The sequence below is a fragment of the Candidatus Nitrosotalea sp. FS genome (assembly GCF_011319475.1).
Classification (GTDB): domain Archaea; phylum Thermoproteota; class Nitrososphaeria; order Nitrososphaerales; family Nitrosopumilaceae; genus Nitrosotalea.
The window spans coordinates 49,314-57,895 of sequence record NZ_RCMC01000271.1 but is presented as its reverse complement, the minus strand read 5'-3'; the positions used below and the strand labels follow the sequence as shown (position 1 = coordinate 57,895).

Genomic DNA, 8,582 nt, shown 5'->3' with positions numbered 1-8,582 from the left:
CGGAATGTTTTGGATATTTTTAACAAAACAGTGCATTAATTCTGGAGCATCACCCTTTTCAAGATCGTGGAAAAGATCTAAAGCTAATTCATCTGCTTCTCCCACAACAACAGTGTCAATACCATGAATTTTCATCCTATCAGTTTTTGCAAGTTCCCATGCACCGTTACCACCAACTACAACATGGAAGTTGTACTTTTTCTTTAGTTGAATTATTTTAGCACACATTCTCTTGAATTTCATTGCAACGTAAGAGAGTTTTTCTGGTGACATTGTAGTAGTTACTGGAGCCATACCAAGTGGATCCATTACATTTATTCCAACTACTTTAGTGTCAGGACCAATGCATTTTTCAAGATAATCAGGATTTGCAATAAACACATCTTCTCTTTTGTAACCTTGTAATAGTGCAGATTCAACCCTACGCAACCCCACTTGAGCAACTTTGGCTTCACCAGTTATTTGGTCAGTCTCAACTGGAGGACAAAATACCTTGTCAAAGACCCATTCAGGGACTACTTCGTAAGGACCACATGCTATAAAACCATAAAGGAAATTACCTCTATAGTTAGTCATAAGGCTACGATCTGCAGTTAGAACTATTCTCCTTCCTGCCATTCCTTTCTTCGAGTTCTTTCTACTATGATATAAATCGTTTACCTTATCATACAATTTTGAAAATTTTTACTTTTGACATATAAATCGGTGACATATACTAGATACAGTGAGCGGAATAGAACCACGACATGTTGAAGCACATCAAAAAGAGAGTAGTTCGATAAGAGATTTCGTATTTGGATTTGGTGATGGTATAAACACATCATTAGGACTTGTTGCTGGTGTTGGAGGAGCAGAAGTATCATCCAACATAATCATACTTGCAGCCATTGTTGCAATGTTTACGGGTGCAAAAGCAATGGCAGTTCAAAACTATCTTGCTGTAAAATCACAAAGACAGATTTTAGATTCAGAAATTAAACGTGAAAAATGGGAGATGGATAATGTTCCAGAAGCAGAAAGAAGAGAAATAGAAGACGTATACAAAGCAAAAGGATTCACGGGTCAAGATTTAGAAAAAATTGTAAACAAAATAACATCAGACAAGAAAGTTTGGTTAGATACAATGCTTACAGAAGAACTCAAATTGAATTTAGAGATAGTTGGAAGTCCTCTAAAGAGTGCGTTTCGTATGTTTGGTGCTTTTCTAGTAGGAGGAATACTACCAATCATTCCATATTTCTTTTTGAGTGGATTTGTTCCACTTTTTGTAGCAATTGGAGTTAGTCTTTCTGCATCTTTCATAATAGGAGCAATAAAGTCAAGGATTGCCAACATCAGTATGTTACGAGGAGGATTAGAGATGGCAGGGCTTGGAACCGGTATTGCACTCATAGGATATGGAATAGGATCAGAACTAGGAAGTCTTGGAATTATTAAGACCTAGTTTTCTTTCGCACACTTCTATTTGCAATATTGGCTGCAAATGCACCTGCACCTATTCCATTGTCAATGTTAACAACAGAAAGTCCAAGAGTACAACTTTGTAACATAGATGCAAGTGCCGCAACTCCTTTTTCCCCATAACCATATCCAACTGATGAGGGAACTCCAATTACTGGTATATCCACCAAAGATGAAACTACTGATGCAAGTGCACCTTCCATGCCAGCAACCACGATAATTACATCAACCTCTTCACGTATAACTTTCTTAATTACTGGAAAAAGTCTGTGAATTCCAGCGATTCCAATATCATAACTACAGATACATTTGCATCCCATAGATTCGCATACCAATCTTGCTTCTTCAGCTACTCCAATATCAGAAGTTCCTGCTGTCAGTATACCCACCTTTCCTCCCGTTGAACCTAATTTTTTAGAGTATAATATAGTGGTGGTATTCTTTCCAGTGTATATTTTCAATTTATTTTTTTTAGAAAATGCCAATATCTTCTTGTAATGATCTTTGTTTATCCTAGAGAGAATAACAGAATCTGCTTTAGATGTGAGTGTAATGATTATTTTTTTAAGATCCACAAGTTCTTTTTTTTCAGCAAATACGACCTCTGGTATTCCACGTCGTAGTTTTCTACTAACATCAATCTTGGCAAAATCTTCGATTTTTTCAACAGAGTAAAGGGAAAGCAATTTCTTGGCTTTTGATACGCTTATCTTTCCAAGATCAAGTGATTCCAATATCTCTGTTAGATCCAACACTATTTGATAATTAGAGTGTAGTTAAAAATTTAATTAGTATTCAAGATTTGAAATGGCGTTTTTGACGCTTTCTACTCCCTTTTTGAACCACTCTTTTTCATTTGAATCTAGTTCTAGCTCTATTATTTTTTTAACGCCATTCTTGCCAATAACTGCAGGAACACCAATGGATACATCAGAATATCCATATTCACCATCCAGATATGTTGCCACAGGAATGACTTGCTTTGTGTCGTTCAATACTGCCTCTACAATAGTAGATATTGCATTGCCTGGCGCATGAACTGTGGCACCCTTAAGTTCGATTACCTTTGCTGCAACCTGTCTTGTACCCTGTACAATTTCCTCGATTTTCTCTTTTTGTAATATTGAAGATAATGGCATTCCTGAAACTGTAGAGAATCGTGGTAACGGCAACATGTTTTCACCATGCTCGCCTATAACAAGACCGCGTATGGAGTTCCTTGAATAACCAGTGGATTCATGAATGAACTGTGTAAAACGTGACAAGTCAAGCATGCCACCCATTCCAAATACTCGATTCTTTTGGAATCCTGAAACTTTGTACGTAAGATATGCCATTGGATCTAACGGGTTAGTCACAGGAACTATCATGGCATCTTTAGCAAATTTCTGAATGTTTTCTACAACACCCTTGACTATGGATGCGTTTATCTTCAATAGATCCATTCTTGTCATTCCAGGTTTTCTTCCAGAACCAGCTACTACAACTACAATATCAGAGCCTTTCATTTCAGAATAATCATTTGATCCCCTAACGTTTACGTCAATTCCTTTTTCTGCCAACATGTGGTTTATGTCCATAGCCTCTCCCTGCGGCAGACCTTGTACTACATCTAATAGCAATATTTCGTCTGTGACTTTTCTAAGAGCTGTGAACAGAGCTGCAGCCCCGCCTACTTTTCCTGAACCGATGATTGTAATCATAAAAGGCCCTCAATGTAATCTCTAATTAAACTTGACTGTCCATACTAGACTCATAGTAATGATGATCTAGTAATCAGATTATGAATCAAATTACAATTTATATGCATTCCAGTATGTTTAGAAAATTATGGTACTTGTAATTGATGCACAGGTAGCTGGCATTTCAGGAGATATGTTACTTTCTTCACTAGTCAACATGGGTGCAAACAAGTCCAAAATCACAGATGGTTCATATTCAATTGAAGAATTTCTCAAGGGCTCTAAAATTACAAAGATGAACTTTGAAAAAACTGTCAAATATGGAACAGAAGCAACACATCTTGTTTTAGAGACAAGTGAAAACTATCATGAGAGAAAAGGAATTGACATTCAAGAATGCATTTTATCTACTTCAGACAAGATAGGATTATCGGAAAAAGCCAAAGTTTTTGCAAAAGAAAGCATAAGATCATTACTTCACGCAGAGTCAAATATACACGGAGAACCTCTTGAATCAGTACACTTTCATGAAGCATCAAGCATTGATACAGCCATAGACATCATAGGCTCTGCCATTGCGTTAGACGATTTGAAATTGTTTTCAGATGAAATTGTTTCAACTCCAGTAGCAGTGGGTGGAGGCACTCTAACATTTTCTCATGGAACAGTGTCTAATCCTGCAAGCGCAATTCTTGAGATATTTCGTGGTTCGGACATAGCAATTTGTGGAGGACAGGCAAAAGAAGAACTCACCACTCCAACAGGTGCAAGCTTACTTGTAAATTTGGTAGACAGATGCTCAGAATTTTATNCGTGGTTCTAACATAGCAATTTGTGGAGGACAGGCAAGAGAAGAACTCACCACTCCAACAGGTGCATGCTTACTTGTAAATTTAGTAGATAGATGCTCAGAATTTTACCCTACAATGAAAATAAAATCAATAGGATATGGTGCAGGAAGTAAAGATTTTGACGGATTTCCCAATGTTTTAAAAATTGTCAAAGGTGAACCAATAGAAGAATTTCAGTTAGACACCATACACGTTCTTGAAACAAACCTCGATGATGTATCTGGTGAAACAATAGGACATATGATTGACAGATTAATTGCAAATGGTGCAAAGGATGTAACTGTAACGGGCGGTATAACAAAGAAAGGAAGACCTACCAATCTTGTTTCCATAATATGCGATTCTTCTTCTACAAATACCTTGATCAATACACTAGTTTCAGAGACAGGTACCTTGGGAGTACGAGTAAGATCATCTAGCCGCTATCTAGTTCCAAGAGTAATTGTTTCAGTACCAATCTTAGTGCAAGGGAGAAATTTTACTGCGAGATGTAAGATNTCGCTATCTAGTTCCAAGAGTAATTGTTTCAGTACCAATCGTAGTGCACGGGAGAAATTTTACGGTAAGATGTAAGATTGTAAAACATGAAGAAACAATAAAACATTTCAAAGTAGAATCAGATGACATCAAGACGATTTCAGACGCATTATCGTTATCATTCAAAGCAACATCAGACCTGATATCAAGTGAGGTCAAACGGAGATTAAACATAAAATGAAACAGATAGGAGATCTAGTAAATTGGTTTCATGGAAAAGAAAAAGTCTTGGTAGCTCTTTCAGGAGGAGTGGATAGTGCTCTAGTAGCATATGCGGCTCAAAAAGCATTAGATAAACAAGCTATTGCTGTAACTGCAGATTATAAGACACTCTCCCAGGAAGAGTTGGAATCTGCAAAAAGAGTTTGTCAGGAAATAGGAATTAGACATATAGTTATGGAGTATAGCGAATTAGACAATCCTGATTTTGTAAAAAATGATCAAAATAGATGCTACCATTGTAGAACAGAATTAGCAGAGCATTTACTTGAATTATCAAAAAAAGAAAAAATCAACTTAATTACAGATGGCACTAATCTTGATGATCTTACAGAATATAGACCTGGAATAGCAGCGCTGAAAAAAAATGGAGTCCAGAGCCCCCTAGTAGAGAGCGGATTTACAAAAACAGATGTTAGAAATGTTGCAAAAATAATAGGCCTTTCCATTCACGACAAGCCATCTAACTCATGTTTGGCATCACGTATTCCATGGGGTAATACAGTTACTGCAGAAAAACTTGAAAGAATCGAGAAAAGCGAGATCATGGTAAAACAACTTTTTGGAGTTAGACAGGTAAGAGTTCGTGATTTTGGAAACAGTGCAAGTATCGAAGTAGACAAAAATGAGATCAACATGCTAGATGATGAAAAAAAGATGACCATACTAAGGAGATACATGAATGAATTGAAATTTTATGATCTCAAGATAGATCCTAACGGCTATAGACCAGGCAAACTCAATGTGATAACAGATTGATCTATCTAGACAATGCAGCATCTACACCTGTTCATGAAAAGGTCATAGAAGAGATGATACCATATTTTAGAGAACAGTATGGAAATCCTTCTTCCATACATAGACACGGCAGACTTGCAAATGCAGCCATTCAGAGTTCAAGAAAACGAATTGCGTCTTTGATAAATGCAAACAGCAATGAGATACTCATAACGTCGGGGGGAACAGAGTCAAACAATACTGCAATTTATGGCATAGCATCACAAAGCAAAGGAAAACACATCATAACATCAGCCATAGAACACGATGCAATACTAGAACCATGCAAACGGCTTGAAAAAGAAGGGTGTAGAGTATCTTTTCTCCCAGTTGATAAACATGGTTTTGTAAATCCTGAAGATCTTAAAAAAGAAATTTCAAATGACACGTGTCTAATTACCATAATGTACGCAAATAACGAAGTTGGAACAATACAGTCAATAAAGAAAATGGTCCAGATTGCAAGAGAGAAAAATATTATTTTTCATACTGATGCTGTTCAAGCAGTAGGAAAAATTCCCATAGATGTCAAGGAGCTTGGAGTGGATTTACTTTCAATATCATCACACAAGATAAACGGACCAAAAGGCGTGGGAGCATTATACATCAGAAACGGTGTAACTATATCTCCTCTAATATTAGGAGGAGGTCAAGAAAATGGACTTCGATCAGGTACAGAAAATGTAGCAAGCATCATAGGATTTGGAATGGCATGTGAACTTGCAAAGAACAACATGAATGAAAATACAGATTATCTTAAAAGATTAACTACAAAATTAACCACAAGAGTGCTGCATGAAATACCAGCTACTACTCTTAATGGTCATCCAGATATAAGGACCCCCAATAATACTCACTTTACTTTTCTTGGAGTAAACGGAGAAGATCTGATAATAAAATTAGATGAAAATAAAATATCTGCATCTACGGGTTCTGCATGTTCGGTAAAGATACAGAAAGCATCACATGTTTTAAAAGCAATGGGTTTTTCACACGAACAAGTCACAGGTTCCTTGCGCCTTACTGTAGGAATAACCAATACAGAACAAGAGATAGATCAAACTGTGGATGTATTAAAAAATGTAGTTCAGGAACTACGTGCGGTGTCACCATACAAAAGCAAGTACAACTTTTAGTCTTTGAAAATTCAATTATGGTAGAATTTGAATTTTGTATTGACTTTGATCGGTAAGAGGTACTAGAGAGTCCATTCCATCCCATATGTAAATTTCAGCAGAATAAACACCAGATAACACTGGTACCCAACTGATTGCTGCGTTTGTAGTAGACAAATTCACTACGTTACTATCTAACCATTTTAGGAAAACCACTTTGTTGTTACTATCTTTGATTTGAACAATGTATGAAATTTTCTGAGAATTTTGATATTTACTTGAGATCATACTATTGAAGTTTACCGTTTGTCCAACATGCGGGCTTTGTAATAATGGTCTTCCAGTATGATCACTTATCTGAGTTGAAGCAGAGACCAACGGCATTGTTACTTGTGGTACATATGGATTTGTGAATGCAGTAGATGGAGTTTTAGTAGGAATTGCCACTGTTGAACCAACTACGACAGATCTACCATATTTATCTCGAAAATCATGATACCATGCCTGAACATTACCACCTATAGGAGATATCAGAGTAGTTTTATCCTCATTGCATATTTGAGAAGGCATTTTAAAAATTCCTTTAAACACACCTGTACCTGGCCCAGTTTCAGTTAATGTAAAACCAGTAGCAGCAAGACCACCATATGCAATTCCATTTATGGTACAGTGTTGGAATCTAAATCCCTTAATCCAGACTTCTAGGAGAATGTTTCCGTTATTATCTCCGACTGTATCATCAGCTGGAGAGTTTGGATCATTGACACTTGCATAAGTTACTATAGCATCAGCATCTGTGGCTAGATCAGGATCATTTACTGTTATTGTAACATCAGAGCCGAGTCTATAGTTAGGCGAGTCAAGTGTCACTGTACCAGTATTTGTTGGAAGATTGTGTTGCGATGTAACTGTTGTAGATGTTCCTCCCTGAGTACCTAGAACTGAAAAATGTATGGCGTTGGAATCTGTAAGTTCCGTATTTACTAGAAATTTAATATTACTACCAAAAGTTTGAAGGCTTTTGATCAAATTGGGATCAAACTGATTTAGTTGATTTATTACTGCATATTCAATTGTCCCAGAAAATACGCCCGAGTTAGCAGATGTTTCCTGTAACTCAGCTCGATAGATAGCATTGTTCACTTGTTGGTTATTATTATTTCCAAAAGAAAAGAGATCAAACACAATAGGTTGGGTGTCACTTGGGTTTGAAATCGTACCAGGTGTATTGAAATTTATTTCTAAATATACAGGAAGATTTGATGATATTGATTGTATTGAGGCTACCGTGGCGTCGCTTATCTGGAGTAGACCATTACCTGATACAATTGTGCCTGGAGCTACAACCGGAACTGGAGAATTACCGATGGATCCAAAATACAAAGTCATTGTAGTACCTGAAAACGAGTTTATTCCAAGTTGTTGTTGAAATGATCGTAGATCATAATTAACCCAATTGGTTCCCTTGGAATTTGGCTGACTAGTATCTATAAGCAAGTTCTTCAGAGATTGTGCAGAAACTCCAAGATTTAATGTAATTTTCTGGAAATTCGACATTGATTGAGATCGAGTATCAAGTATCAGACGTAATGAATTAGTATCAAATACAGCGGACGGCACACTAATTGAGCTGGAGCTATTATAGAATTTAACATCAGAAGAACTGCTCAATGTTATTGGATTTCCAATCTTCAGAGTGGGTATTTTCGACGAGGTTTTGAAAATATTTAGTTGATCAATCAAATTGGAATTAATATTTTGATCATTATCTACTAGAGTGATTGTTTCTCTTTGACCTGGACCAAATTGACTTGGACTATTACCAACAGCCAGACTAGCATCAGAATTACCTGAAACAATAGAAACGCTCTGAAGATTATAGGTAATTGATCCAGCGTGAGATCTAGGAGCATTTGGTAGTATCCCTATGGTTGACACAC

At 36.7% G+C, this 8,582-nt stretch carries 5 protein-coding genes and 3 pseudogenes; 5 read left to right on the top strand and 3 right to left on the bottom strand.

Annotated elements, in window-relative coordinates; translation table 11 throughout:
* Positions 1-618 (bottom strand): annotated as a pseudogene (locus DYY66_RS10815) (radical SAM protein); the annotation flags it as partial.
* Positions 619-724: 106 nt separating this feature from the next.
* On the opposite strand from DYY66_RS10815, the gene DYY66_RS10810 reads away from it, so the two are divergent.
* Positions 725-1,444 carry a VIT1/CCC1 transporter family protein gene (locus DYY66_RS10810; RefSeq protein ID WP_309224010.1) on the top strand — a complete coding sequence of 240 codons (720 nt, stop codon included), beginning with the start codon at positions 725-727 and terminating at the stop codon, positions 1,442-1,444.
* Here the strand turns inward: DYY66_RS10810 and larB are convergent.
* On the bottom strand, positions 1,434-2,213 hold the full coding sequence (larB, locus tag DYY66_RS10805) for a nickel pincer cofactor biosynthesis protein LarB (protein WP_166289186.1): 780 nt from the start codon (positions 2,211-2,213) through the stop codon (positions 1,434-1,436). The two genes, DYY66_RS10810 and larB, sit on opposite strands and share 11 nt — an antisense overlap.
* A gap of 36 nt (positions 2,214-2,249) precedes the next feature.
* Positions 2,250-3,164: a malate dehydrogenase gene (locus tag DYY66_RS10800; RefSeq protein ID WP_166289183.1), complete on the bottom strand. Its 915-nt coding sequence runs from the start codon at positions 3,162-3,164 to the stop codon at positions 2,250-2,252.
* A gap of 127 nt (positions 3,165-3,291) precedes the next feature.
* Here DYY66_RS10800 and larC (DYY66_RS10795) point away from each other — a divergent pair.
* The 4 genes and pseudogenes from larC (DYY66_RS10795) to DYY66_RS10775 all read left to right on the top strand — a co-directional run.
* Positions 3,292-3,954 (top strand): annotated as a pseudogene (gene larC / locus DYY66_RS10795) (nickel insertion protein); the annotation flags it as partial.
* Positions 3,955-4,069: 115 nt separating this feature from the next.
* Positions 4,070-4,491 (top strand): annotated as a pseudogene (larC, locus tag DYY66_RS16605) (nickel insertion protein); the annotation flags it as partial.
* Between the two features lie 217 nt (positions 4,492-4,708).
* A complete protein-coding gene (gene larE / locus DYY66_RS10780) occupies positions 4,709-5,509 on the top strand; it encodes an ATP-dependent sacrificial sulfur transferase LarE (RefSeq protein WP_166289177.1) in 801 nt (266 codons plus the stop codon).
* The gene (locus DYY66_RS10775; protein WP_166289174.1) at positions 5,506-6,663 is read left to right on the top strand and encodes a cysteine desulfurase family protein; all 1,158 of its coding nucleotides are present in this window, start codon (positions 5,506-5,508) and stop codon (positions 6,661-6,663) included. The genes larE and DYY66_RS10775 overlap by 4 nt, the downstream gene beginning before the upstream one ends.
* The last annotated feature ends 1,919 nt before the right edge of the window (positions 6,664-8,582 follow it).

Excerpts from the sequence above, each read along its gene's own strand:
- DYY66_RS10800 (WP_166289183.1), bottom strand. The coding sequence starts at position 3,164 with ATGATTACAATCATCGGTTCAGGAAAAGTAGGCGGGGCTGCAGCTCTG.
- larE (WP_166289177.1), top strand. The coding sequence starts at position 4,709 with ATGAAACAGATAGGAGATCTAGTAAATTGGTTTCATGGAAAAGAAAAA.